Genomic DNA, 23,270 nt, shown 5'->3' with positions numbered 1-23,270 from the left:
AATTCATTTTTGGCGGAGCTCGGCGGCAGGAAATTGCGAGCCCGCTTTTTCGTCGTTTCCCCTGTGCTGAACTGGCGGACGGCAGATGCGGGCGGACGCTACGCGCTGCGCTGCAGCGCGGCAGTGATCTTTACAGGGAGAGCGGCGGCTGGACCTTGAAGGGTCGTCCACGCTTGGCGGGCAGGATGCGGCGCCCGCTCTTGCGCTCGAGCTCGAGTTTGAAGGCGTGCGAGCCGAGCGGCTGGCCCTTGCGCACGGCGCCGGCGATCTGTTCCAGCTCGTCCGCGGCAATGCCCTGCCCGACCAGGTCGATATAGGCTGCTTCGCGCTGGAAGGGCGTATTGCCCAGTCTCCAGAACAGGGCGTGGTCCGTAACGACCTCGCTTGGACGCAGCCCGGCGTGATGCGCATAGCTCGACCAGGCGTGAAAGGCCGGGTCGGCCACCTCGCCTTCGCGCACCGGCGCCAGCTCGATAAAACGGCTACACATCAGGAAATGACGGTCGGTATCGACCACGGCGGTACGGAAACGGCCTTCGAACAGGCCGCCGGTGCGGGCGTATTTGTTATTGAACCAGGGAACATAGAAGCGGCCGAGCTTTTGCATCATGGCCGCCAGACCTGCCTCGTCGTCGGGCGTGGCCAGCAGGTGCACGTGGTTCGGCAGCAGGGCATAGGCGTGGATGGCGACGCGGTAGAACTTCGCCGCTTCCTTCAGCCAGCCGAGAAAACGTTCGTAATCCTCGGGTTCGCGGAACACGGCCTGTGAGTTATTGCCGCGCTGGACGATATGGTGGGGCTGTTTCGGGAGGATGAGGCGAGGTTGGCGGGCCATGATGAGGATCGATATAGGCGGATTTGCCTATTCTAGCGCGCTCGTGCGGCTGTGTCCCCAATTGATTTGGCACGGCCCGGGATCAGATACGACTCTGTCCCGATTTTGTAGGGTGGGCGCGGCCGGCGAGGCACTCGTGCCCACGCTGTCCAACGTTCGCGCATCGGGGTGGTTGCCAAGTCCCTCGCATGCAATAGTCCTATACCGCGTGGGCTCGAGAGCCCACCCTACAACTGCAAAGCAACTACGCCAGCGTAAACCCCGCCGACAAGCTATACCCTTCTCCATACGCACTGCGCAGCGGCAAATCTTCGCCCAGCACGGTACGCGCCTTCTTGCGCAGGCGATACACCAGCATGTCGACGCGGCGGCTGGCGTCCGGGTCGTCGCCGCCCATGCCGGCGACGATCGTCGCGCGCGGAACCGGGCGGGTGTTGATGGTCAGCAGGTGCAGGAAATTGAATTCCTTTTCGGTCAGGTCGATCACCTTGCCGGTCAGTTCCAGCTGGCGCGCGCTCACGCGCAAGGTCCATTTGATGGGCGCCGGGGCCGGTTCGCTCGGACGCACGCGCCGGCCCAGCGCCTCGATGTGGGCGGCCAGTTCGGGGAACTTGATCGGCTTGGTGAGATAGTGATCGGCCCCCAGCTGCAAGCCGAGAATGCGGTTATCGAAGGCGACACGTCCGGTCAGTACCAGTAAACCGATTTCGGGATACAGCTGGCGCATGCGCGGAATCACGGTAAAACCGTCTTCATCCGGCAGGCCGAGGTCGAGCACGACGACGGCGGCCGGCGTGCGGGTCAGCGCGGCCCACATTTCGCCGGCAGACGTGGCGATGGTGACTTCGTGGTCGAGTTCGCGGAGGAACTCGGCCATGTCGCCGGCGTAGTCGCCATTGTCTTCAACAATCAGTATCTGCGTCATGGAGTGGCCATGTTCTTCGTGTTGGCTTCCCTGTCCGTAATGACAGGTCGCACGGGATTATCACTGCTCGGCTGTTGCCGCGCAAGCTGCCTGGCGCCGGCGAGGCTGGACGCCGCCACCGGCAACCAGATGCGGAACTCGGCGCCGCCGCCCGGCGGGCTGACGAGGCTGAGCACGCCGCCATGGACTTCGACCACCGAGCGCGCCATGTACAGGCCAAGCCCGCTGCCGGGCAACCCGGCGGCGTTGCTGCCGCGGTAGAACTTTTTCGAACACGCGCTCGGCTTCGCCCGGCGGCACGCCCGGGCCATGGTCGCGCACCGCCAGTTCGATGCCGCTGGCGGCCAGGCGGCCGGACAGGGTGACGGTCGATAGCGGCGGCGAATACGCAATCGCATTATCGACCAGGACCTTCAGAACCAGGCGCAAGCCTTCCGGCTCGCAACGCAGCGCGGCCGGCAGTTCCCGGTGTGGATGCTGGCGACGCGTCCGGCGGCGCGCACCGGGCCGCACCTTCTTCCAGCAGCACGCCTGGTGCCAGCGAGGTCGGCTGGCGCTCGGCGCCGATACTTGCCATGCGCTCGGGCGACAGATAGTCGTCGAGCATGGCGATCAGGCGATCGGTGGCGAGGGCAATCTTGCGGTAGCGGGCACGGGTGGATTCGTCGGCATGGGTCGCGGTCGCCTCAAGGCGCTGGATCGCTCCGTCGATGGTCGAGAGCGGCGTGCGGAACTCGTGGTTGAGCATGCTGGCAAAGCGCTTCTGCTCGGCTTCGCGCAGGCGCCGTGGCGACAGGTCGCGCACCAGGCCGACGAGGGCCGACGGTTCGCCGTCATCGCCGCACAGCAGCGACGAGATGATCTCCACCGGCACCGGATAGCCGTGCGGACCGCGCAGCTCGGTCTGGCGCACCAGGCGCAAACGGCTGCGGTCGCCGGCACGCAGGCGGCGCATCCGTTCCGGCAAGCCGGCGACCAGCCCGGCAAGCGGACCACGGGCGTCCGGCATGAAGCCGGCGATGACTTCGGCAGGGGTGTATCCGAGCAGTTGTTCGATCGCAGGGCTGACGTAGCGCAATTCACCGCTGGCGCAATCGATGCTGAAGGCGATGTCGCCGCCGAGCTCGGCGATGACGCGGAACTGCTCGGCCAGTTGCGGACCGGCATTGCCGGAACAGTCGATGCTGGCACTGCGGTTCATCCAATACCTTCCAAAAATGTGGAAACCTGGCTTACCCAGGATGCTTGCAGCCAACGAGTATATCGCTGGCAACGGCTTTTTGTATAGGCAGGCGTTGCAGCAATATTATTTACTTAAAATTGAACATTACTACAAAACGTTAAACGTTGTTAAATGGCAGCGTGCCGGGACCCATCCGGCGCCCCGAAATGCACGCCGCCCGCCAGCCGCCTTCTGTCCCGGAACAGCCAACAAGGCCGGGAAAAAGGTGGCGTGGCGGGCGGCCGGGGCACTGCGTCGCGTGTGGCCTACTGCTCGTCGAGCGGGGCGAAGATCGCTTGCAGGTCTTCCTGGGTGAGCGCCATCTTCTGCGACTCGCCTTCGGCCAGGATCGACTGCGCCAGTTCCGACTTTTTCTGCTGCAGCTGCTGGATTTTTTCTTCCAGCGTGCCTTTCGCGATCAGTTTATAGACGAACACCGGCTTGTCCTGGCCGATGCGCCAGGCACGGTCGGTCGCCTGGTTTTCCGCCGCCGGGTTCCACCACGGGTCGTAGTGGATGACGGTGTCGGCGGCCGTCAAGTTCAGGCCGACGCCGCCCGCTTTCAGGCTGATCAGGAAAATAGGCACCGCACCCTGCTGGAAGGCAGCCACCTGCGCCGAACGGTCGCGCGTTTCGCCGGTGAGGAGGGCATAGCGGATGCCACGCGCAGCCAGTTCTTCCTCGATCAGCGCCAGCATGCTGGTGAACTGCGAGAAGACAAGAATCTTGCGGCCTTCTTCCAGCAAATCGTCAACCATCTGCATCAGGTCGGTCAGCTTGGCGGATATCGCGGCCGTGTTCTTTTTGGAAGGCATGGTTTTCACCAGGCGCGGGTCGCAGCAGACTTGCCGCAGTTTCAGCAAGGCTTCGAGAATGACGATCTGGCTGCGCGCCACGCCCTTGCGGTCGATTTCCTCGCGCACCTTCTTGTCCATTGCCAGGCGCACGGTTTCGTACAGGTCGCGCTGGGGGCCGGTGAGTTCCACGCGGCGCACCATTTCCGTTTTCTCCGGCAATTCCTTGGCCACATTGTCTTTCGTGCGACGCAGCAGGAAGGGGCGAATGCGGCGATTCAACAGGGTGCGGCGCACCGGGTCGTCCTGGCGCTCGATCGGGTGGCGGAACTGGGTATTGAAGGCTTTTTCTTCGCCCAGCAGGCCCGGCAGCAGGAAATGGAACTGCGACCACAATTCGCCCAGGTGGTTTTCCAGCGGCGTGCCGGTCAGGCACAGGCGGTGGTTGGCACTGAGCGAGCCGGCCGTCTGCGCCGCCTTCGAGCGGGTGTTCTTGATGTAGTGCGATTCGTCCAGGATCACCAGGTGGTAATGGTGCTCGCGCAGCTTTTCCTCGTCGCGGGGCAGCAGCGCGTAGGTGGTCAGCACGATGTCGCTTTGTTCAATCTGGTCGAACAGGTCCATCCGTTCCTTGCCCTGCAGCAGCAATACGCGCAGGCTCGGCGCGAAGCGGGCGGCTTCCTCCTGCCAGTTGGTCATCAGGCTGGTCGGCGCGATGACGAGAGCCGGGTGCGTCAGGCGGCCCGCTTCCTTTTCCGTCAGGATATGGGCGAGCGTCTGCACGGTTTTGCCGAGACCCATGTCGTCGGCAAGGATGCCGGCCAGGTCGTATTCGCGCAGGAACTGCATCCACGACAGGCCGTCGAGCTGGTAGTCGCGCAGGGTAGCCTGCAGGCCGGCGGGCGCAGCGACCTTCTTCACCGAGCCGAACTGGCTCAGCTTGCGGCCGGTTTCGCGCAGTTGCTCGCCGCCGGACCAGCGCAATTCGACGCTGCGCGCCAGTTCTTCCAGGCGGCTGGCGTCGAGCGTCGACAGGCGTACGCGGTTCTTGATCTTGTCGTTGAAATACAGTTCGCCCAGCGTGGCCAGGATCGGTTTCACGCGCGCCCACGGCAGGGCGACGCGCAGGCCTTCCGGCAGCGTAGCCAGCATCTGGTCGGTTTCGCCGTGCGCGGCCAGCACGGCCGGGTCGAATTCGAGCGGCGCGTTGCGGATGAGTTGCACCAGCACCGGCAGCAGCGGCACGCGCTGGCGATTGACGATGATCCCCAGTTCCAGTTCGAACCAGGCTTTGCCCGCTTCCTCGGGTTCGTCGATCTCGGCATACCAGTCCTCGACCGGCACCACGTCGTAGCGGTATTTGTTCGATTTCTGCAGGTGCCAGCCGGCATCGAGCAAGGCATCGAGGTCGTTTTCGGCAAAGCGCAGCCAGTGCGCCTGGCTGTCGAGCTGCAAGGCGCCAGCCACACCGTTCAGGGGCGCGGTGGCGGGCTTGCGGAAGCCGAGTTCAGTCAGTTTCTCGAGCGCCTGCGCCTCCGCGGCGGCATGGCGTTCGATGATTTCGGTGACGTCGCCGATCTGGCGCACCACGCGCTGGGCCGGATCGAAAGACACCCGCTGGCCGTCGTAATCGAACGAAAGCACGGCGAAATCGTGCCAGCGCTGGCTGCCGCTGTCGGCCAGGGCCACCGCATCGAGCATCAGGAAAGGCTGCGGCAGCACGTCGTCGCGCAGGCGCTGGGTCAGCGGCTGCGGCAAGGGCATCAAGGCTTGCAGGCCATGGGCCAGCAGCAATTGCGAGACGCGTTTCTTGTCGTTGCCGGTGAGGACAGGCGCTTGGGCCACCAGGGCTTGCAGCTCGGCCAGGGAAATGTCGACGCCGCCACGGTTCAGGGACAAGGGCCCGCAGGACAGGTTGTCGATGTACCAGGGCGGATCGGTCGGCAGCATGTAGTCGATCAGGTCGGCGCCGGGGTGATTGGCGCCATTGGCCGGCTCCACCGACCAGCCGAGCTTGACCGCGCGGCCTTCGTCGCGCCAAGCAAGGTTGGCTTGCCGGGTCGGCCCGGCCTGCAACGGGTACACGAGGCCATTGGCCATATCGGACCAGGAGTTCGCCCACAACAATTTTCCTTGCGCGAGCAGCATCTCGAGCAGGATGGCGCCAACCTTGCCCTTCGGCTCGGTGGCGCTGGTGCTCTGCGAGGAACCGCTGCGCATGGCGATGAAGAAACGCACCAGGTCTTCGTCTTCACCCTCCAGATAGGCCGGCGGTGCCGACAGCAGCGAAAACACTTCGTTGACCGGGCTGGCCGCCGCCACCTCGCCATTTGGGCGCAACCTGGCCTTGCACAGGCAGACAGCGACGTGGCGACCGCCACTGGTGGGCGCCATCACGTACACAAATTTGTACTGGGTGGCCTTCGGATCGGCAACTTCGATGGTCAGCTTCGGTTGCGGATGGGCAGCCGCCTCCACCCGTTGCAGCCAGGTCGCCACCGGTGCGGGCAGTGCAGGGGCGCGTGCCGGCGTCGCGCGCGGTGCCGGGGCATCGCTCGCGTGTTCGCGTGGGGAATCAACTGTGTGCATGGGTCTCTGGAGTCTGTATGAAAAAAAACAACAAACGACATTATCTCTCATACGGGCACTTCAGTTTTGTTCGGAATCGCACGTAGCCGAGAAATCTTTACTGCATGAAATTTCACCACATCCACGATGCATGGGTGCATGTTCAGGGGTGGCTGTCAAGACTGGCGCATTGCGCCGGTTTGCGTATCATTGCCCGCCTGACTCACGCTCACCACGGATTGCTGTCCCATGCTGCCTACCATCGAACAACGTCTCGCCATTGAGCTCGCCGCCAAGCCGGCGCAAGTGGCCGCCGCCATCGCCCTGCTGGATGAAGGCGCCACCGTTCCCTTCATCGCGCGCTACCGCAAGGAAGCCACGGGCGGCCTCGACGACATCCAGTTGCGCCTGCTGGAAGAGCGCCTGCGCTACCTGCGCGAGCTGGAAGACCGGCGCGCCGCGATCATCGAATCGATCACCGAACAGAACAAGATGACGCCGGCATTGCTCGAAGCGATCGCACTGGCCGAGGACAAGACACGCCTGGAAGATTTATACCTGCCCTATAAACAGAAGCGCCGCACCAAGGCGCAGATCGCGGTCGAAGCGGGCTTGTCTCCGCTGGCCGACGCGCTGCTGGCCGACCCGACGCTCAACCCGGAAACGCTGGCGGCGCAATACCTGCGCGAGGCGTTCACGAATGCCGACGGCGTCAACAATCCGGGCGTACCGGACACCAAGGCAGCCCTGGACGGCGCGCGCCAGATCCTGATGGAGCGTTTCGCCGAAGACGCGACCCTGCTGCAGTCGCTGCGCGAATACGTGCAGGAGCATGGCGTGGTCGACTCGAAAGTCGTCGAGGGCAAGCAGGACGAAGGCGAGAAGTTCGCCGACTATTTCGATTATTCCGAGCCGCTGGCGAACATCCCTTCGCACCGGGCGCTGGCGCTGATGCGCGGACGCCGCGAAGGCATCCTCGACGTCACCCTGCGCCTGGACAGCGAGGCGGAAAAGCCAAAGTGGGACGCGCCCCTGAACCCCTGCGAAGGCCGCATCGCCGCGCGCTTCGGCATTAGCGCGGGCGGGCGTCCGGCCGACAAATGGCTGCTCGACACCGCGCGCTGGACTTGGCGCGTGAAAAGCTTCATGTACATCGAGACGGAATTGATGGGCGCCCTGCGCGAAAAGGCCGAACTCGATGCCATCCAGGTGTTTGCGCGCAATTTGAAATCCCTGCTGCTGGCGGCACCGGCCGGCCAGCGCGCGACCATGGGCCTCGATCCCGGCCTGCGCACGGGCGTGAAGGTCGCCGTGGTGGATGCCACCGGCAAGGTGGTCGACACCGCGACGATCTACCCGCACCAGCCGCGGAACGACTGGGATGGTTCCTTGCACGTGCTGGGCCAGCTGGCGGCCAAACACAATGTGTCGCTGATCTCGATCGGCAACGGCACCGCTTCGCGCGAGACGGATAAACTGGCGCAAGACCTGATCAAGGCGAGACCCGAACTCAAGCTCACGAAGATCGTCGTTTCCGAAGCGGGCGCCTCGGTGTACTCGGCCTCGGAATTCGCGTCGCGCGAACTGCCGGATCTGGACGTCTCGATCCGCGGCGCGGTGTCGATTGCCCGGCGCCTGCAGGATCCGCTGGCGGAACTGGTGAAAATCGACCCGAAATCGATCGGCGTCGGCCAGTACCAGCACGACGTCTCGCAAACGCAATTGGCGCGCTCGCTCGACGCCGTCGTCGAGGATTGCGTGAACGCGGTGGGCGTGGACGTGAACACGGCCTCGGCACCGCTGCTGGCGCGCGTCTCCGGCCTGTCTTCCAGCGTGGCCCAGAGCATCGTCAGCTACCGCGACATGAAGGGCGCCTTCCCCTCGCGCGCAGCCCTCAAGAAGGTACCGCGCCTGGGAGATAAAACCTTCGAGCAGGCGGCGGGCTTCCTGCGCGTGGTGGGCGGCGAAAATCCGCTCGACGCCTCGGCGGTTCACCCTGAGTCCTACCCGGTGGTGGAAAAGATCCTGGCCGACGTCAAGCGCGACATGAAGGCGGTCATTGGCGACACTTCCCTGATCAAGACCCTGAATCCGGCCAAATATGCGGACGAGACATTCGGCGTGCCGACCGTGAGCGACATCCTGAAGGAACTGGAAAAGCCGGGGCGCGACCCGCGGCCCGAGTTCACCACCGCCACCTTCAAGGAAGGCGTGGAAGCCATTTCGGACCTGCGTCCGGACATGATCCTCGAAGGCGTGGTCACCAACGTGGCCGCCTTCGGCGCCTTCGTCGATATCGGCGTGCACCAGGATGGCCTGGTGCACATCTCGGCGCTGTCGAACACCTTCGTCAAGGATCCGCACACGGTGGTCAAGGCGGGCCAGGTCGTGAAAGTCAAAGTGCTGGAAGTCGACCCGAAGAGAAAACGCATCGCGCTGACCATGCGCCTGTCGGACGCGGCGCCGCAGCCGGGCGCGCAGCCGCAGCAGCGCGGCGACCGCGAGGACCGCAAGCGCGTGGCCCAGCACGGGCGCCAGGAACGGGAGGCGCCGGCGCCGAGCAGCGGCGCGATGGCGGCGGCGTTTGCCAAGCTGAAGAAGTAAGCCATGCTCGCCTGCGCGCCCGCCGATCCGGACAGCCTGGAGGCCCGGGCGCTCATCGCGGCGCTCGATGCGGCGCTGGCCGCGATCTGCGGCGACAGCGGAGCGGCATCCTTCGATGCCGGCGACGTGCGCATGCCGCGTGCCGTGTTCCTGCTGGCGCGCGACGCGTCAGGCACGGCGCTCGGCTGCGGCGCCCTGCGTCCGCTCGATGCCGACGTTGCCGAGATCAAGCGCATGTATGCGCAGCCCGGCAGCGGCGCCGGCCGCCAGCTGCTGGCCGCGCTGGAAACGCAGGCACGGGCTTTCGGTTACCGCGAGATCTGGCTGGAGACGCGCCGCGTGAACCTGCGCGCGGTGGCTTTTTATGAACGCCACGGCTACCGCGTCATCCCGCATTACGGGCGCTATGTCGGCCGCGAAGATGCGGTTTGCCTGGGCAAGCCTACATCATTGCCGGACCATTCTTGACCAGCACGCCAACGAAATACAGCGCGAGGCAAGCCAGGCCGATCGTGTTCAGGCGCCGGCGCGGCATGGCGGGCTGGCCGGTTTTCCTGATGTGCAGGGCGTCGCGTACCAGCACGAGGGCATAGGCCAGCAGCGCCAGCCCTTTCAGGATGCCGCCAAGGCCATCGCCTTGGGCGCCGGTCGCCAGGTGGAACACGCCGAGGGCGCCCAGCAGCACGCCCAGCAGGAGATTGAAACCCGCGGAAGGCGCGGTACGGGGGGCTTGTTGCATGAATGACTCCGAGCGGTACGGGAAGAGGAAAAGCGGAAAGGGAAAGCGGGGGCGATCATACCGCAATTGCCCCGCGGCGGCGGACCCTGGCGCCGCACCGGCGCGGGCGATTTCTTATAGAATGGCGCCATCCATTCCATTTCTCACCGAAGGCATACTCACATGAGCGACGTACAAACCTGGATCAAAGACACCGTGACCAACACCCCGGTCGTGCTGTTCATGAAGGGCACCGCCCAGTTCCCGCAGTGCGGCTTCTCGGGCCGCGCCATCCAGATCCTGAAAGCTTGCGGCGTCGACAACATCGCCACCGTCAACGTGCTGGACGATCCGGAAGTGCGCCAGGGCATCAAGGACTTCTCGAACTGGCCGACCATCCCGCAGCTCTACGTGAACGGCGAGTTCATCGGCGGTTCCGACATCATGAATGAGATGTACGAATCCGGCGAACTGCAGGCAATGTTCAAGAAGTAATGAGCAGCACCCGACCCCGCCGGGACGCCGGCCGCCGTATTGTCGTCGGCATCACCGGCGCGACCGGCGCGGTCTATGGCGTGCGGCTGCTGCAGCGGCTGGGCGCCCTGCCCGGCGTCGAGAGCCACCGGTGGTGTCCGACGCGGCGGCATTGACCCTGCACCAGGAAGTGGGCATGGCACGGCGCGAGGTCGAAGCGCTGGCCCACGTCGTGCATAAACACCGTGAAATTGGCGCGACGATTGCCAGCGGTTCATTCCAGACCGACGGCATGGTGATCGCGCCCTGCTCGATGAAGACCCTGGCCGCCGTGGCCCATGGGCTGGCGGACAACCTGGTCGCACGCGCGGCCGACGTGATCCTGAAGGAACGCCGGCGCCTGATCCTGATGGTGCGCGAAACGCCGCTCAACCTCGCGCACCTGCGCAATATGACGGCCGTCACCGAAATGGGCGGCATCGTGTTTCCGCCCCTGCCCAGCTTTTATCACCGTCCGGCCAGCATCGATGAGCTGGTCGACCATAGCATCGACCGCGTGCTCGACCTGCTCGGGTTCGAAAACGGCGAAGCGCCGCGCTGGTCGGGCATACGCGGGGCTGCCGACAGCGGCAACTGACGGACAACTGGAACCACCCTGCCACATCGGCAGCCGGTCTCCTCAGCCCGGTTCGATACCGGACCGGCGGCTCGACCGGATACCACCCCGGCGCCAACCAGGCACACGGATACGCCAGACGGCAAACCAGCGACTTGCCGCGCCAGCGCCCACCTCAACGCTTAACGCTTCAGGTAGTCGCTTTCGGCCTTCTTCAACTCCCTTGCTTCCTCCAGCATCCTGCGTTGGGCGATACGTTTGCGCATCACCTCGGCATGGCGCGCAGCCGTCATCGGCGGCGCGGTCATGAGTTCCTTCAGCTGGGCGGTATTCATGTAGTTGCTTTTCATTGGCGGCACGATCCTCTGCTGTGACGAATTGATTATGCGCCAGTCACAGGCGTTTGTACTGCCTGATTCGGAGGAAAATTTGTAAGCGAAAAAGCAATAGTAGGGAAGGAACCGGCTTACTTCGTCGTTGCCTGGTGGTTGACCCGTACCAGCATGCGGATGAATTCGCGTGCCAGCTGGCGATGGTGCTCGTCCAGGCGCTGCAGATCGGCGATCAGCTTGACGTCGGCCGATTCGAAGCGCGCGCCGCCGCCGCTGTCGGCCTGGGCACCCGGGTTTTCCGGGCCGCCGAAGCGCAGCCAATCAGCCGGCACACCCAGCCATTGCGCAATCATGCGCAGCTTTTCCTGGGTCGGAATGGCTTCGCCCACCAGCCATTTGCGGGCAGCGTGGACCGTGATCGGACGGCCTTCGAAGCGAATATTGAATTCGCGCGCAAGGCGGGTCGGGCTGTCCGGTGAGTAATGGGCGTTCTTCAGCGCCTGCTGGAGACGCTCGCTAAAGCTCTCCCGTTCGTTCGTGGAGTTCATGATGGCACTATTTCATGCTCGACCATAAATGTCAGTTGCATAGCCGTTAAGACCATTTGTGTGACATCGGGCCGAGCGTTACTTAACAAAGAAGTGGAGATTGAAGAGATTTTTCGCGGAACTCGCGATCATGCCACAAAATTTCTAGTCAGCATGAATGTATCTGAATTGTATCTAATAGGAAACAACATTTGTCGCACGATAGATACGCGTGTGGGCAAATCGCGGTCTAGTCGAGGCCGGAGTGGGCTGGGACACCCACGGAATCCGGCTCTGGCTGGTTTAAGATCAGTTGATCAGTGATCAATCAGATTAGTTGGAAACGTAAAACGCCATCGGCACCGGTTACTCGCTCCAACATACCATCATTCCAAAGTTTGTGCAGGTGCGCGAGTGCCTCGCCCAGTGCAAAGCTGAGCTGGTGTGCGTCGAGCTGGCGGCGGAACATGATCGGTACGATGTCCACCGCGCTGTGCGGCGTGCGGCAGGCTTCGAGTACCTCGGCCAGGCGCGCCACGTGGTGCTGGCGCAGCTGCGCGATGCGGGTGTGCAGGCCGCGGAAAGGCCGCCCGTGCGAAGGCAGCACCAATGTGTCTTCCGGCAGGCCGGCGAATTTGTCCAGCGAGTCGAGATATTGCTGCAGCGGATTGCCCTCCGGTTCGACGGCAAACACGGACACATTCGTCGAAATGCGCGGCAGCACCATATCGCCTGAAATCAAGACCTTCAACGCGTCCGAATACAGGGCCGCATGTTCCGGCGAATGGCCGAAACCGGTAATCACGCGCCAGCCGGCCTGCCCGATCCGGAGCTGCTGGCCATCCTGCAGGCGGGTATAGGCTTCCGGCACGCTCGGCACCAGCGAGGGATAATAATTGCGGCGGCTGCGCATCTGTTCGAGCATGAGCGGGTCGGTCAGGCCGTGGCGCTCGAAATGGGGAATGGCCGAGGGGCCATCGACGCCCGGCAAGGCGGCCGCCATCATGCGGGCGAAGCCGAACTCGCCGGCCGTCGTCCAGAACGGCGCCGCGAAACGCTCGCACAGCCAGCCCGAGAGGCCAACGTGGTCCGGGTGGCAGTGGGTTGCGAACAGGCGCAGCACTGGCTTGTCCGCCATCGTCCCTGTGAAGATTTGTTCCCAGGCGGCGCGGGTGGGATCGGTGGCGACGCCGGTATCGACGACGCTCCAGCCGGCGCGGCCCTCGCGCTCGTCGTCCAGCAGCCACAGGTTGATGTGGTCGAGCGCGAAGGGCAGCGGCATGCGCAGCCAGCCCAGTCCGGGCGCGACCATGCGCACCGTGCCGGGCGTGGGCAGTTCGTCGCCGAAGGGATAGGCCAGCTGGGACTCGAGCGGGTTCATGATGACAATCTTTCGTATTCGTGATGGGTCGGGCGCGCTACAATGGAGTTGACGTTGACGTAAACGGAAACGCAACCGGCCCGAATCGGGATTCTAAGCGATTCCGCGCTCTGCCACTTTCACCCGCACTTTCATGGCCACGACCTACACCATCGCCGAACTGGCACGCGAATTCGACATCACCGCGCGCGCCATCCGCTTCTACGAAGACCAGGGACTCCTCAGTCCCAGCCGCGAAGGCGTCGGCGGACGCAACCGTGTCTACACCCCGCGCGACCGCACCCGCCTGAAACTGACGCTGCGCGGCAAGCGCCTGGGCCTGACTCTGTCGGAAATCAAGAGTATCGTCGACATGTACGAGTCGCCGAAAGATACCACCGCCCAGATCGACCGTTTTCTCGGCGTGCTGGCGCACCAGCGCGAAACCCTTGAACAGCAGCGCGCCGACATCGAGATGGCCCTGGAAGAAATTGCCGCACACGAGGAAGAATGCCGCCGGCTGCTGGCCGAGAACGCGGCGGACAACCGGCCGACCGGCGCCAGCAAAGCCGCCTGATCGGCTCGGCCGAGGGCGCCCTGCCCCCGCCTTTACTTGACGTTTACGTTAACGTCACACGCGAGTATGATAACCAGGTTCAAAATTGCTAACCCGTTCACCGAGAGGACGACGACATGCTGCATCTTCCAGGCTTGACCTTTGACCATGGCGAAGACATCGCCGCGCTGCGCGAAGCAGTCCAACAGTTTGCAGCAAGCGAAATCGCGCCACGCGCTGCCGAAATCGACCGCAGCGACCAGTTCCCGATGGACCTGTGGAAGAAAATGGGCGAACTCGGCCTGCTCGGCATCACCGTCAGCGAGGAATACGGCGGCGCCAACATGGGCTACCTGGCCCACATCGTCGCGATGGAAGAAATCTCGCGCGCCTCGGCGTCGGTCGGCCTGTCCTACGGCGCCCACTCGAACCTGTGCGTCAACCAGATCAAGCGCAACGGCAGCGAAGAGCAAAAGCGCAAATACCTGCCAAAACTGATCTCGGGCGAGCACGTCGGTGCCCTGGCCATGTCCGAGCCAAACGCCGGTTCCGACGTCGTCAGCATGAAACTGCGCGCCGACCTGAAGGGCGACCATTACGTCCTGAACGGCACCAAGATGTGGATCACCAACGGTCCGGACGCCGACACCCTGGTCGTCTATGCCAAAACCGACCTGGAAGCCGGCCCGCGCGGCATGACCGCCTTCCTGATCGAAAAAGGTTTCAAAGGTTTCTCGATCGCGCAAAAGCTCGACAAACTCGGCATGCGCGGCTCGCACACGGGCGAACTGGTGTTCCAGGATTGCGAAGTGCCGGTCGAAAACGTGCTGGGCGGCGTCGGCAAGGGCGTCAACGTGCTGATGTCGGGCCTCGATTTCGAGCGCACCGTGCTGTCCGGTGGCCCACTCGGCATCATGTCGGCCTGCATGGATGTGGTCGTTCCCTATATTCACGAACGTAAACAGTTCGGCCAGGCGATCGGCGAATTCCAGCTCATGCAAGGCAAGATCGCCGACATGTATTCGACCATGATGGCTTGCCGCGCCTATGTGTACGCCGTCGGCCAGGCCTGCGACCGCGCCGACAACGCCGCTGCCGTGCGTGCCCTGCGCAAGGATGCCGCCGGCGCGATTTTGTACAGCGCCGAAAAGGCCACCTGGATGGCGGGCGAAGCCATCCAGACCCTGGGCGGCAATGGTTATATCAACGAGTATCCGGTCGGTCGTCTCTGGCGCGATGCGAAGCTCTACGAAATCGGCGCGGGCACCAGCGAAATCCGCCGCATGCTGATCGGCCGCGAGCTGTTTGGCGAGACGGCGTAAGCTGAACGGTCGCGCATCGTAGGGTAGGCGGGTCCTCCCGCCTACGCGTTCAAACAGCGGATGCACACCACGTCGCCGTTTAGCACCTTGTCGTTGAACGCGTAGGCGGCAGAGCCTCCTACCCTACGATGCAATAAAATAGCCGCTCCACCAGACACCGCGCGAGACGAACGATGACACAAGTTGCGTTCCCCAAGCTGCTATCGTCCCAGATAGCCTTCGACGTCGCGCGCACCATTCTCGATGGCTTCGACAAGCATTACCGCCTGTTCCGCGCGGCCAGCCAGGCGGCGCGGCGTCATTTCGAGCGCGGCGACTGGCCAACCGCCCAGGCTGCCGCCCGTGCCCGCATCGATTACTACGACGAGCGCGTCAAGGAAGCCGTGCAAGCCCTCGAAGCCGAATACGTGCCGGAAGAATTGCACGAAGGCGTCTGGCGCGAGATCAAGCTGCACTATATTGGCCTGCTGTCCGGCCACAAGCAGCCGGAACTGGCGGAAACCTTCTTCAATTCGGTCAGCTGCAAGATTCTGCACCGCAGCTATTACCATAACGATTACATCTTCGTGCGCCCGGTGATCTCCACCGAGTACATCGAAACCGACGAATTGCTGCCGACCTACCGCGTGTATTACCCGGCGGCGGACGGCCTGCATTTCGCCCTGCGCCGCATCGTCACGAATTTCCAGCTCGATCGCCCGTTTGCCGCACTCGAGCGCGATATCGGTTTAGTCGCCGCGCGCATGGTCGAGAAATTCGGCCTGGATCGGGCCGAGCCGAACCTGCAGTTCCAGGTGCTATCGAGCCTCTTCTTCCGCAACAAGGGCGCCTATGTCGTCGGTCGTGCCGTGAATGGCGCACGCGAATATCCTTTCGTGATCCCGATCCTGCACAAGCGCCGCGGCGAACTCGTGCTCGATACCGTGCTCACCGAGGTGGAACAGATCGCCGTGCTGTTTTCGTTCACGCGCGCCTATTTTTTGGTCGACATGGAAGTGCCCTCGGCCTATGTGCAATTCCTGCGCAACCTGCTGCCGCGTAAACCGCGCAGCGAAATCTATACCGTGCTGGGCCTGCAAAAGCAGGGCAAGACGCTGTTCTACCGCGATTACCTGCAGCATTTGAAGCACAGTTCCGACCGTTTCCAGAGCGCGCCCGGCATTCGCGGCCTGGTGATGCTGGTCTTCGAATTGCCCTCTTTCCCCTATGTCTTCAAGGTGATCAAGGATTTCTATCCGGCGCCGAAAGAGACGACCCGCGCCCAGGTCAAGGAAAAATACCTGCTCGTGAAACACCACGACCGCGTCGGACGTATGGCCGATACGCTGGAATATTCCGATGTCGCCTTTCCGCTGGCGCGCTTCAGCGAGGAATTGCTGGCCGAACTGCAGCACCATTGCCCTTCGCTGGTCGAGATCGAGGGCGAACGCATCATCATCAAGCACCTGTACATCGAGCGGCGCATGGTGCCGCTGAATATTTTTCTCACGAATGCGGAAAAAGCGGGCGACGAGGCCATGCTCGAGCATGGCATCCGCGAATACGGCAACGCCATCCGCGACCTGGTCGCCGCGAATATTTTTCCCGGCGATATGCTGTATAAAAATTTCGGCGTGACGCGCCAGAACCGCGTCGTGTTCTACGACTACGACGAAATCGAATACCTCACCGATTGCGTCTTCCGCGACATTCCCGAAGCGCGCAACGAGGAAGACGAAATGGCGTCCGAACCCTGGTACCCGATCGGCAAGCACGACGTCTTTCCGGAACAATTCGGACGTTTTCTACTTGGAAATCCGAAGATCCGGCACTACTTTATGAAGCACCATGCGGAACTCCTGACGCGCGCCTATTGGCAAGCGCACAAGGACCGCATCCTGGGGGGCGAAGTGCAGGACATCTTCCCCTACCCGCAGCAGATCCGTTTTCATCACGCCACGCATACCGCGCATACCACCCCGGCGCCCGCCTTCGAAGCGGCGCCATCCTCTTTGGAGACCTTGCAATGAATGATCCAGTCGTTATCGTTGGCGCCGCCCGTACCCCGATGGGCGCCTTCCAGGGCGATTTTTCCTCGAAGTCCGCGAGCGACCTCGGCGCGGTAGCGATCAAGGCCGCGGTCGAACGCGCCGGCGTCGATGCCCAGTCGGTCGAACACGTCTACTTCGGTAACTGCCTGATGGCGGGACAAGGCCAGGCCCCGGCGCGCCAGGCCCTGATCAAGGCCGGCCTGCCGCTGTCGACCGGCGCCGTCACCCTGTCGAAAATGTGCGGCTCTGCCATGCAGGCCGCGATCTTCGCGCATGACCAGCTGGTGGCCGGCAGCGCCGACATCGTCGTCGCCGGCGGCATGGAGTCGATGACCAACGCTCCTTACCTGATCCCGAAAGCCCGCGGCGGCTACCGCATCGGCCACGCGCCGATGTTCGACCACATGATGTACGACGGCCTGGAAGATGCCTATTCGCGCAACGAAAAGACCGGCGAAGGCCGTTCGATGGGTACCTTCGCAGAAGAATGCGTGGCGACGTACCAGTTCTCGCGCGAAGACCAGGACAACTTCGCCATCACCTCGGTGAAACGCGCCCAGGCCGCCAACAGCGACGGCTCCTTCGACTGGGAAATCGCGCCGGTCAGCGTGGCCACCCGTACCGGCGAACTGCTGGTCGAAAAGGATGAAGGTCCGATGAAGGCGAAGATCGACAAGATCCCGTCCCTGAAGCCCGCATTCAAGAAGGAAGGCACCGTCACGGCCGCCTCGTCCTCGTCGATCAATGACGGCGCCGCGGCCCTGGTCATGATGCGCGAATCGAAGGCCAAGGAACTGGGCCTGACTCCGATCGCCCGCGTCATCGGCCACGCCACCCACGCCCAGGAACCGAACCTGTTCACGACCGCCCCGATCGGCGCGATGCACAAGCTGTTCAAGAAGACCGGCTGGATGCCGGGCGATGTCGACCTGTTCGAGATCAACGAGGCCTTTGCCGCCGTGCCGATGGCGGCCATGCGCGACCTCGAGATCCCGCACGAGAAGGTGAACATCCACGGCGGCGCCTGCGCCCTCGGCCACCCGATCGGCGCTTCCGGCGCGCGCATCATCGTCACCCTGCTCGGCGCGCTGAAGAAGACCGGCGGCAAGCGCGGCGTGGCATCGCTGTGCATCGGCGGCGGTGAAGCGACGGCGATGGCGATCGAGATGGTGTAAGTTGTAGCGGTCTCCGGGGTGTCTTCGACTCGGAGACCTTGTACCGCGTGGGGCCATTGAAGCCAGTGGCTTCGATGGCGCGCCCACCTGGCGTAATTTGTACCGCGTGGGGCCATTGAAGCCAGTGGCTTCGATGGCGCGCCCACCTGGCGTAATTTGTACCGCGTGGGGCCATTGAAGCCAGTGGCTTCGATGGCGCGCCCACCTGGCGTAATTTGTACCGCGTGGGGCCATTGAAGCCAGTGGCTTCGATGGCGCGCCCACCTGGCGTAATTTGTACCGCATGGGCATGAATGCCCACCCTACGATGCGCAACCGTCGCGTGAAAAGAATCGAGACCGCGGCGTAACGTAGGGTGGGCATTCATGCCCACGCGGTCGTACCGTCGCAAACTGCAAAGCAAACCGGAGCAAACGATCTTGCCAACTGCCCTCATCATCGGCGCCTCGCGAGGCATCGGCCACGAGCTGGCGCGCCAATACCGGCTTGATGGCTGGCGCGTGATCGCCACCGCACGCAAGGCGCAGGACCTGGACGAACTGGCCGCGCTCGGCGCCGAGCCACATCAACTCGACGTCACCGATGCCGATGCCATCGCTGGCCTCGGCTGGAAGCTCGACGACGAAAAGATCGACACCGCCTGGCTGGTCGCCGGCCTGTACGGCCCGCGCCACGACGGCTTCCCCACCCAGGATGAATTCGACGCCGTGATGCACACGAACGTGCTGGCGGCGATGCGCCTGCTGCCGGTCGTCGCGCCGCTGGTGGCCGCCACCCGCGGCAAGCTCGGCGTGCTGTCCTCCGTCATGGCCTCGATCGGCGCGCGCACGAGCGGCAACGGTTCGCTCTACCGCGCCAGCAAGGCGGCCCTGAACTCGGTGCTGCGCGACACCGCGCTCACCTATGGCCCGCAAGGCGCCACCTGCATCGCCTTCCACCCCGGCTGGGTCCAGACCGACATGGGCGGCGCGAGCGCCCCGGTGCCGGTCGAGCAGAGCGTGCGCGACCTGCGCTCCCTGCTGGCAAACGCCGGCCCGCAAGCGAACGGCACTTTCCTGAACCACGACGGCAGCCCGATTCCCTGGTAAGCCGCGAACGACAAGCTGAATAACACCTCAACGAGACACCATGATCCTGACCGAAGAACACCAGATGATCCGCGACGCCCTGCGCAGCTATGCCCAGGAGCGCCTGGCGCCCAACGCCGCCCGTTGGGACAAGGAACACTATTTTCCGAAGGCCGAACTGAAGGAGCTGGCAGGACTGGGCGCCTTTGGCGTGGCGGTGCCGGAACAATATGGCGGGGCCGGTCTCGACTACGTGTCGCTGGCGCTGGTGCTGGAAGAGATCGCGGCCGGCGACGGCGGCACCTCGACCATCATCTCGGTCAACAACTGCCCGGTCTGCTCGATCGCGATGATGTACGCGAACGAAGAACAGAAGCAGCGCTGGTTGCGTCCCCTCGCGCAAGGCGAACTGCTCGGCGCCTTTGCCCTGACCGAACCGCATACCGGCAGCGACGCCGCCGCCCTGCGCACCACGGCGGTCCGCGATGGCGACCACTACATCATCAACGGCACCAAGCAGTTCATCACCAGCGGCAAATACGGCGATGTGGCCATCGTCATGGCCGTCACCGACAGGGCGGCGGGTAAAAAAGGCATCAGCGCCTTCTGGGTGCCGACCGATACCCCGGGCTACATCGTCGCCGGCCTGGAACAGAAGATGGGCCAGCACTCTTCCGACACGGCGCAGATCGTCTTCGAGAATTGCCGCGTGCCTGTCGAAAACCTGATCGGCGAAGAAGGCATGGGCTACAAGATCGCCCTGTCCGGCCTGGAGGGCGGACGCATCGGCATCGCCTCGCAGTCGGTCGGCATGGCGCGTGCAGCCTTCGAGGCGGCGCTTGGCTATGCAAAGGAGCGGGAAAGCTTCGGCAAGGCGATCTTCGAGCACCAGTCGGTGCAGTTCCGCCTGTCGGAGATGGCGATGCAGATCGAAGCGGCGCGCCAGCTGATCCTGCATGCGGCCTCGATGAAGGATGCGGGACTGCCCTGCCTGAAGGAAGCGGCAATGGCCAAGCTGTTCGCCTCCGAGATGGCCGAGCGCGTGGTGTCGAACGCGATGCAGGTCTTCGGCGGCTATGGCTACGTGGCCGATTTCCCGATCGAGCGCATCTACCGCGACGTGCGCGTGTGCCAGATCTATGAAGGCACCAGCGACATCCAGAAGATCCTGATCGCGCGCGCGCTGTGAACGAACGGCGCAAGCGCAATCTGGTCCTCCTCGGCTTCGCCTTTGCCGGCACCGTCAGCGGCGGCCTGCTGCTGGCGAGCCTGCTGTTCCTGCTGCGCTGACATGGGCGACCAGTTCATGCCCGCCATCCGCGAGGTCAGGGAAGCCGACCTCCCGGCGCTGTTCCTCTACCTGGACGACCACCTGCAGGACAACGGCCGCGACAGCACGCCCCTGTTCCAGCCGATGGCGCGCGCCGACTCGCGCTTTCCGCTCGATAAACGGGGCGCCTTTTGCCATCGGCCTGGGCGCCGCGGTCGGCGCGCCCGGCTGGCGCCGCGCCTGGATGGCGCTGGCGCCGGACGGCACCATTGCCGGCCACGTCGACCTGCGCGCCCGCCCCGAGCGCGCCGCCAGCCACCGCTGCCTGCTCGGCATGGGCGTGCACCGCGACTGGCGCCGCCGGGGTCTTGGCGAGCACCTGATGGCCGCTGCGCTCGACTGGGCGCGCGCGCAGGAGACCATCGACTGGGTCGACCTGGAAGTGCTGTCGCAGAACGCCCCGGCGCGCCGGCTGTATGAGCGCTGCGGTTTCGTCTTCGCCGGAGAGCTGCCGGACCTGTATCGCATCGATGGCGAGCAGCACGGGTATGTGTACATGACGCGCAAGCTCTGAGCCACCGCGACTGGCTCGGAAAATAGTTTCTGATTATCAAGATGACATGGTAGATTCTTGGTAGTTGAAACTATTCCCGGTGTCCGCATGCCTAGACTTCTCCTCCTTCTCACCACTTCACTGCTGGCCCAGGGCGTACTCGCCGCCGAACCGCCGGCTCCCCTTGGCAAGGCCGATTGCCGCATCGGCGCGCTCGATACCGTTCCCGCCGGCGCCGAGCTGCGCTGGAACGGTGCCTGCACCAACGGCCACGCCCAGGGCAAGGGCGTGCTCAAGTGGCGCGATGCTGCCGGCAAGCCGGTCACGCTTGCGGCCACGCTCGAGCGTGGCGAAGTCAGCGGCGAGGCCGAGCTCAAGACCAGAGAATACGACTACGCCGGCACGGTCCGTAGGGGCGTGCCGCATGGCGAAGGTTTCTTCAAGTATGCCGGCGGCGAAGGCATGTACGAAGGCGGTGTAGTGAACGGCAAGCGCGAAGGCAAGGGCATCTTCATCAGTGCCGACCGTTCGCGCTACACGGGCGAATGGAAGAACGGCGTACGCGAAGGCTGGGGCGAAGAGACCTTCACGCTGGGCGGCAGCTACAGCGGCACATGGGAAGACAACCGCTTCCACGGCAAGGGCAAGATCGTGTATGCCGGCAGTGGCCGCCAGTACGAAGGCCGGTTTGCCTATGGCTATGTGGCGGGCCAGGGTCCGCGCGAATTCGACGACACCAAACGCACGCTCGCCACTCCCACGCGCTGGAGTTCGAGCAGCACGACCTATGGCGGCCAGCACGACGCCGCCTGGGACAGCTTGACCGAGGCGCAAAAGAACACGGCGCGCTACCCCTACACCACGCTCGCGGCCGGTGACGATCCGCCCTACCCGAGCAAGGGCCCGGAAGAAGTCATGAAAGCTTTCCAGAAGGCGTCAAGCAACCTGGACAGTGCCGATGGCATGCTGCGCATCCATGTCCTGGTCGGCAAGGACGGCAAGGCCAGGAGCGCGGCCGTGTACCAGATCCCCGAGGGCGGGAACGGCCACCCGAACAAGGAACTGGCGGAGGCCTACGCGAGCCTGCTCATGCTCGACAAGTACAAACCCGCGCGCTGTCAGGGCGAACCCTGCGAGATGGCCTACGAAATGGCGATCCATTTCGGCACGCTGCCGCGCGTGCCCTTCAACTTCCACAAGGACTGATATGGCCATGATGAAGACGGCTATCCTGCCCCTGCTGCTTGGCCTTGCCGCGATGCCGGAGGCACTGGCTGCGCCGGCGCGCCTTGCCGGTCATGCCGGTACCGACGATTGCCAGATTGCCCCGCTGGAGCCGGCTCCGCGCGAGAACCGGGTTGACTGGAACGGGATGTGCAAGGACGGTTTCGCCAGCGGCACGGGCACGCTGGAATGGAAGGACGAGAAAGGCCGCCGCTATGCATTGAAAGGCAGCCTGCTGCGTGGCGAGCTGCAGGGCGAAGGCGAGCTGAAGACCGTAAGTTATACCTATACCGGCACACTGCGCCGCGGCAAGCCGCATGGGAACGGCTATATCGAATTCGTGAACGGCAACCAGTACGAAGGCGACGTGATCGACAACAAGTATGAAGGTAAAGGGATCCTGGTGCGCTACGACCGCTCCGAGTTCAAGGGCGAGTGGAAGAACGGCCAGCTCAACGGCTGGGGCGAGGCGACCTATAGCCTCGGCGGCAGCTACGCCGGCCAGTGGAAAGACGACAAGCCGCATGGACGTGGGATCATGACCTTTGCCGGAAGCAATCGCAAGTTCGATGGTCAGTTCGAAGATGGCCGTCCCGCCGGAATTCCGGCGCCGGTAATCGACTCTACTCCCTATTTCAGCACTACTAAGCCAGGGGCATACCCGGTGACGGGACCCACCCCGGTTGACGCGACCTGGGAAGCCCTAACCGAAGGACAGCGCAACAGGGTCCGTATTCAATACCCCGCGCTTGAACAGGGTGACGACCCACCTTATCCACGCAATGGGACGCGCAAGGTATTCGAAGCGGTTCACAAGCTCAATCACTCCGCGGGCAACGCGGTAGGTGACCTGTTAATTCGCATCATCGTCGGCGCGGACGGCAAGGCAAAGCAGGCGATGGTCTTGCGCAAACCGACCCTGGAAGACCAGGAAGACGGGGAAAAACTGGTCAAGTATATCGCCAGCGTGATGATGCTCGATGAGTACAAACCTGCCATGTGCCGGGGGGCGCCCTGTGAGATGGCGTATGCAACCTATTACAGTTTTACGGTGGTAGACACCATTGACGACGTTCGGCCTCCCATGTTCCGCTGACG

Annotated in this window: 21 protein-coding genes and 2 pseudogenes; 13 read left to right on the top strand and 10 right to left on the bottom strand. The window is 63.8% G+C overall.

Features of this window, described 5'->3' with window-relative positions; all coding sequences use genetic code 11:
* Window positions 1-130 precede the first annotated feature (130 nt).
* The 6 genes and pseudogenes from G4G31_RS04585 to G4G31_RS04570 form a co-directional block, all read right to left on the bottom strand.
* A complete protein-coding gene (locus G4G31_RS04585; protein ID WP_182990485.1) occupies window positions 131-835 on the bottom strand; it encodes a transposase in 705 nt (234 codons plus the stop codon).
* A 244-nt stretch (window positions 836-1,079) separates the two neighbouring features.
* On the bottom strand, window positions 1,080-1,760 hold the full coding sequence (locus tag G4G31_RS04580) for a response regulator transcription factor (protein WP_182990484.1): 681 nt from the start codon (window positions 1,758-1,760) through the stop codon (window positions 1,080-1,082).
* A complete protein-coding gene (locus tag G4G31_RS25190; RefSeq protein WP_229425353.1) occupies window positions 1,757-2,071 on the bottom strand; it encodes a sensor histidine kinase KdpD in 315 nt (104 codons plus the stop codon). The genes G4G31_RS04580 and G4G31_RS25190 overlap by 4 nt, the downstream gene beginning before the upstream one ends.
* 19 nt (window positions 2,072-2,090) lie before the next feature.
* Window positions 2,091-2,189 (bottom strand): annotated as a pseudogene (locus G4G31_RS28850) (hypothetical protein); the annotation flags it as partial.
* Complete coding sequence (locus G4G31_RS04575) at window positions 2,158-2,961, bottom strand: histidine kinase dimerization/phospho-acceptor domain-containing protein (protein WP_229425352.1); 804 nt, start codon at window positions 2,959-2,961, stop codon at window positions 2,158-2,160. The pseudogene G4G31_RS28850 and the gene G4G31_RS04575, both read right to left, overlap by 32 nt.
* A gap of 287 nt (window positions 2,962-3,248) precedes the next feature.
* The gene (locus tag G4G31_RS04570) at window positions 3,249-6,365 is read right to left on the bottom strand and encodes a DEAD/DEAH box helicase (protein WP_182990483.1); all 3,117 of its coding nucleotides are present in this window, start codon (window positions 6,363-6,365) and stop codon (window positions 3,249-3,251) included.
* Between the two features lie 228 nt (window positions 6,366-6,593).
* Here G4G31_RS04570 and G4G31_RS04565 point away from each other — a divergent pair, with 228 nt between their 5' ends.
* Together G4G31_RS04565 and G4G31_RS04560 are read left to right on the top strand one after the other, a co-directional pair.
* Window positions 6,594-8,948, top strand: a complete 2,355-nt coding sequence (locus tag G4G31_RS04565; protein WP_182990482.1) for a Tex family protein — start codon at window positions 6,594-6,596, stop codon at window positions 8,946-8,948.
* A gap of 3 nt (window positions 8,949-8,951) precedes the next feature.
* The gene (locus G4G31_RS04560) at window positions 8,952-9,416 is read left to right on the top strand and encodes a GNAT family N-acetyltransferase (protein WP_182990481.1); all 465 of its coding nucleotides are present in this window, start codon (window positions 8,952-8,954) and stop codon (window positions 9,414-9,416) included.
* Here G4G31_RS04560 and G4G31_RS04555 read toward each other — a convergent pair.
* Window positions 9,391-9,687, bottom strand: coding sequence for a hypothetical protein (locus G4G31_RS04555; protein WP_182990480.1), 297 nt, complete (start codon window positions 9,685-9,687; stop codon window positions 9,391-9,393). The genes G4G31_RS04560 and G4G31_RS04555 overlap by 26 nt on opposite strands.
* A gap of 162 nt (window positions 9,688-9,849) precedes the next feature.
* Between G4G31_RS04555 and grxD the strand changes: the two genes are divergently transcribed.
* On the top strand, window positions 9,850-10,161 hold the full coding sequence (grxD, locus tag G4G31_RS04550) for a Grx4 family monothiol glutaredoxin (RefSeq protein ID WP_182990479.1): 312 nt from the start codon (window positions 9,850-9,852) through the stop codon (window positions 10,159-10,161).
* Window positions 10,161-10,777 (top strand): annotated as a pseudogene (locus tag G4G31_RS04545) (UbiX family flavin prenyltransferase). The gene grxD and the pseudogene G4G31_RS04545 overlap by 1 nt, the downstream one beginning before the upstream one ends.
* A gap of 161 nt (window positions 10,778-10,938) precedes the next feature.
* Here G4G31_RS04545 and G4G31_RS04540 read toward each other — a convergent pair.
* From G4G31_RS04540 to G4G31_RS04530, 3 genes are all read right to left on the bottom strand, one after another.
* Window positions 10,939-11,115: a hypothetical protein gene (locus G4G31_RS04540; protein WP_182991924.1), complete on the bottom strand. Its 177-nt coding sequence runs from the start codon at window positions 11,113-11,115 to the stop codon at window positions 10,939-10,941.
* A 107-nt stretch (window positions 11,116-11,222) separates the two neighbouring features.
* Window positions 11,223-11,636: a hypothetical protein gene (locus tag G4G31_RS04535; RefSeq protein WP_182990478.1), complete on the bottom strand. Its 414-nt coding sequence runs from the start codon at window positions 11,634-11,636 to the stop codon at window positions 11,223-11,225.
* Window positions 11,637-11,943: 307 nt separating this feature from the next.
* Window positions 11,944-12,996: an MBL fold metallo-hydrolase gene (locus G4G31_RS04530; protein ID WP_182990477.1), complete on the bottom strand. Its 1,053-nt coding sequence runs from the start codon at window positions 12,994-12,996 to the stop codon at window positions 11,944-11,946.
* Between the two features lie 133 nt (window positions 12,997-13,129).
* Here G4G31_RS04530 and G4G31_RS04525 point away from each other — a divergent pair, with 133 nt between their 5' ends.
* The 9 genes from G4G31_RS04525 (at window position 13,130) to G4G31_RS04485 (ending at window position 23,268) form a co-directional block, all read left to right on the top strand.
* Window positions 13,130-13,552: a MerR family DNA-binding transcriptional regulator gene (locus G4G31_RS04525; RefSeq protein WP_182990476.1), complete on the top strand. Its 423-nt coding sequence runs from the start codon at window positions 13,130-13,132 to the stop codon at window positions 13,550-13,552.
* A 116-nt stretch (window positions 13,553-13,668) separates the two neighbouring features.
* Window positions 13,669-14,853, top strand: coding sequence for an isovaleryl-CoA dehydrogenase (locus G4G31_RS04520; protein WP_182990475.1), 1,185 nt, complete (start codon window positions 13,669-13,671; stop codon window positions 14,851-14,853).
* A gap of 173 nt (window positions 14,854-15,026) precedes the next feature.
* Window positions 15,027-16,862 (top strand): bifunctional isocitrate dehydrogenase kinase/phosphatase, encoded by a 1,836-nt coding sequence (gene aceK / locus G4G31_RS04515; RefSeq protein WP_182990474.1) that lies wholly within the window; start codon window positions 15,027-15,029, stop codon window positions 16,860-16,862.
* Window positions 16,859-18,058, top strand: a complete 1,200-nt coding sequence (locus G4G31_RS04510) for an acetyl-CoA C-acyltransferase (protein ID WP_182990473.1) — start codon at window positions 16,859-16,861, stop codon at window positions 18,056-18,058. The genes aceK and G4G31_RS04510 overlap by 4 nt, the downstream gene beginning before the upstream one ends.
* A gap of 419 nt (window positions 18,059-18,477) precedes the next feature.
* Window positions 18,478-19,146 carry an SDR family oxidoreductase gene (locus G4G31_RS04505; protein ID WP_182990472.1) on the top strand — a complete coding sequence of 223 codons (669 nt, stop codon included), beginning with the start codon at window positions 18,478-18,480 and terminating at the stop codon, window positions 19,144-19,146.
* 40 nt (window positions 19,147-19,186) lie between these two features.
* Window positions 19,187-20,314 carry an acyl-CoA dehydrogenase family protein gene (locus G4G31_RS04500; RefSeq protein WP_182990471.1) on the top strand — a complete coding sequence of 376 codons (1,128 nt, stop codon included), beginning with the start codon at window positions 19,187-19,189 and terminating at the stop codon, window positions 20,312-20,314.
* Window positions 20,315-20,639: 325 nt separating this feature from the next.
* Entirely contained in the window at window positions 20,640-20,969 is a 330-nt protein-coding gene (locus tag G4G31_RS25185; RefSeq protein ID WP_229425351.1) for a GNAT family N-acetyltransferase, read from the top strand.
* A gap of 87 nt (window positions 20,970-21,056) precedes the next feature.
* A complete protein-coding gene (locus tag G4G31_RS04490; protein ID WP_182990470.1) occupies window positions 21,057-22,154 on the top strand; it encodes a hypothetical protein in 1,098 nt (365 codons plus the stop codon).
* 1 nt (window position 22,155) lies between these two features.
* Complete coding sequence (locus G4G31_RS04485) at window positions 22,156-23,268, top strand: MORN repeat-containing protein (RefSeq protein ID WP_182990469.1); 1,113 nt, start codon at window positions 22,156-22,158, stop codon at window positions 23,266-23,268.
* Window positions 23,269-23,270 lie beyond the last annotated feature (2 nt).

It is taken from the genome of Massilia sp. Se16.2.3, assembly GCF_014171595.1.
Lineage (GTDB): Bacteria > Pseudomonadota > Gammaproteobacteria > Burkholderiales > Burkholderiaceae_D > Telluria.
This window is presented reverse-complemented; position numbering and strand designations above follow the sequence as displayed.

What these genes read in the sequence shown, in the direction of transcription:
- G4G31_RS04585 (WP_182990485.1), bottom strand. Translation starts at nt 835, where the DNA reads ATGGCCCGCCAACCTCGCCTCATCCTCCCGAAACAGCCCCACCATATC.
- G4G31_RS04580 (WP_182990484.1), bottom strand. Translation starts at nt 1,760, where the DNA reads ATGACGCAGATACTGATTGTTGAAGACAATGGCGACTACGCCGGCGAC.
- G4G31_RS25190 (WP_229425353.1), bottom strand. Translation starts at nt 2,071, where the DNA reads ATGGCCCGGGCGTGCCGCCGGGCGAAGCCGAGCGCGTGTTCGAAAAAG.
- G4G31_RS04575 (WP_229425352.1), bottom strand. Translation starts at nt 2,961, where the DNA reads ATGAACCGCAGTGCCAGCATCGACTGTTCCGGCAATGCCGGTCCGCAA.
- G4G31_RS04570 (WP_182990483.1), bottom strand. Translation starts at nt 6,365, where the DNA reads ATGCACACAGTTGATTCCCCACGCGAACACGCGAGCGATGCCCCGGCA.
- G4G31_RS04565 (WP_182990482.1), top strand. Translation starts at nt 6,594, where the DNA reads ATGCTGCCTACCATCGAACAACGTCTCGCCATTGAGCTCGCCGCCAAG.
- G4G31_RS04560 (WP_182990481.1), top strand. Translation starts at nt 8,952, where the DNA reads ATGCTCGCCTGCGCGCCCGCCGATCCGGACAGCCTGGAGGCCCGGGCG.
- G4G31_RS04555 (WP_182990480.1), bottom strand. Translation starts at nt 9,687, where the DNA reads ATGCAACAAGCCCCCCGTACCGCGCCTTCCGCGGGTTTCAATCTCCTG.
- grxD (WP_182990479.1), top strand. Translation starts at nt 9,850, where the DNA reads ATGAGCGACGTACAAACCTGGATCAAAGACACCGTGACCAACACCCCG.
- G4G31_RS04535 (WP_182990478.1), bottom strand. Translation starts at nt 11,636, where the DNA reads ATGAACTCCACGAACGAACGGGAGAGCTTTAGCGAGCGTCTCCAGCAG.
- G4G31_RS04530 (WP_182990477.1), bottom strand. Translation starts at nt 12,996, where the DNA reads ATGAACCCGCTCGAGTCCCAGCTGGCCTATCCCTTCGGCGACGAACTG.
- G4G31_RS04525 (WP_182990476.1), top strand. Translation starts at nt 13,130, where the DNA reads ATGGCCACGACCTACACCATCGCCGAACTGGCACGCGAATTCGACATC.
- G4G31_RS04520 (WP_182990475.1), top strand. Translation starts at nt 13,669, where the DNA reads ATGCTGCATCTTCCAGGCTTGACCTTTGACCATGGCGAAGACATCGCC.
- aceK (WP_182990474.1), top strand. Translation starts at nt 15,027, where the DNA reads ATGACACAAGTTGCGTTCCCCAAGCTGCTATCGTCCCAGATAGCCTTC.
- G4G31_RS04510 (WP_182990473.1), top strand. Translation starts at nt 16,859, where the DNA reads ATGAATGATCCAGTCGTTATCGTTGGCGCCGCCCGTACCCCGATGGGC.
- G4G31_RS04500 (WP_182990471.1), top strand. Translation starts at nt 19,187, where the DNA reads ATGATCCTGACCGAAGAACACCAGATGATCCGCGACGCCCTGCGCAGC.
- G4G31_RS25185 (WP_229425351.1), top strand. Translation starts at nt 20,640, where the DNA reads ATGGCGCTGGCGCCGGACGGCACCATTGCCGGCCACGTCGACCTGCGC.
- G4G31_RS04490 (WP_182990470.1), top strand. Translation starts at nt 21,057, where the DNA reads ATGCCTAGACTTCTCCTCCTTCTCACCACTTCACTGCTGGCCCAGGGC.
- G4G31_RS04485 (WP_182990469.1), top strand. Translation starts at nt 22,156, where the DNA reads ATGGCCATGATGAAGACGGCTATCCTGCCCCTGCTGCTTGGCCTTGCC.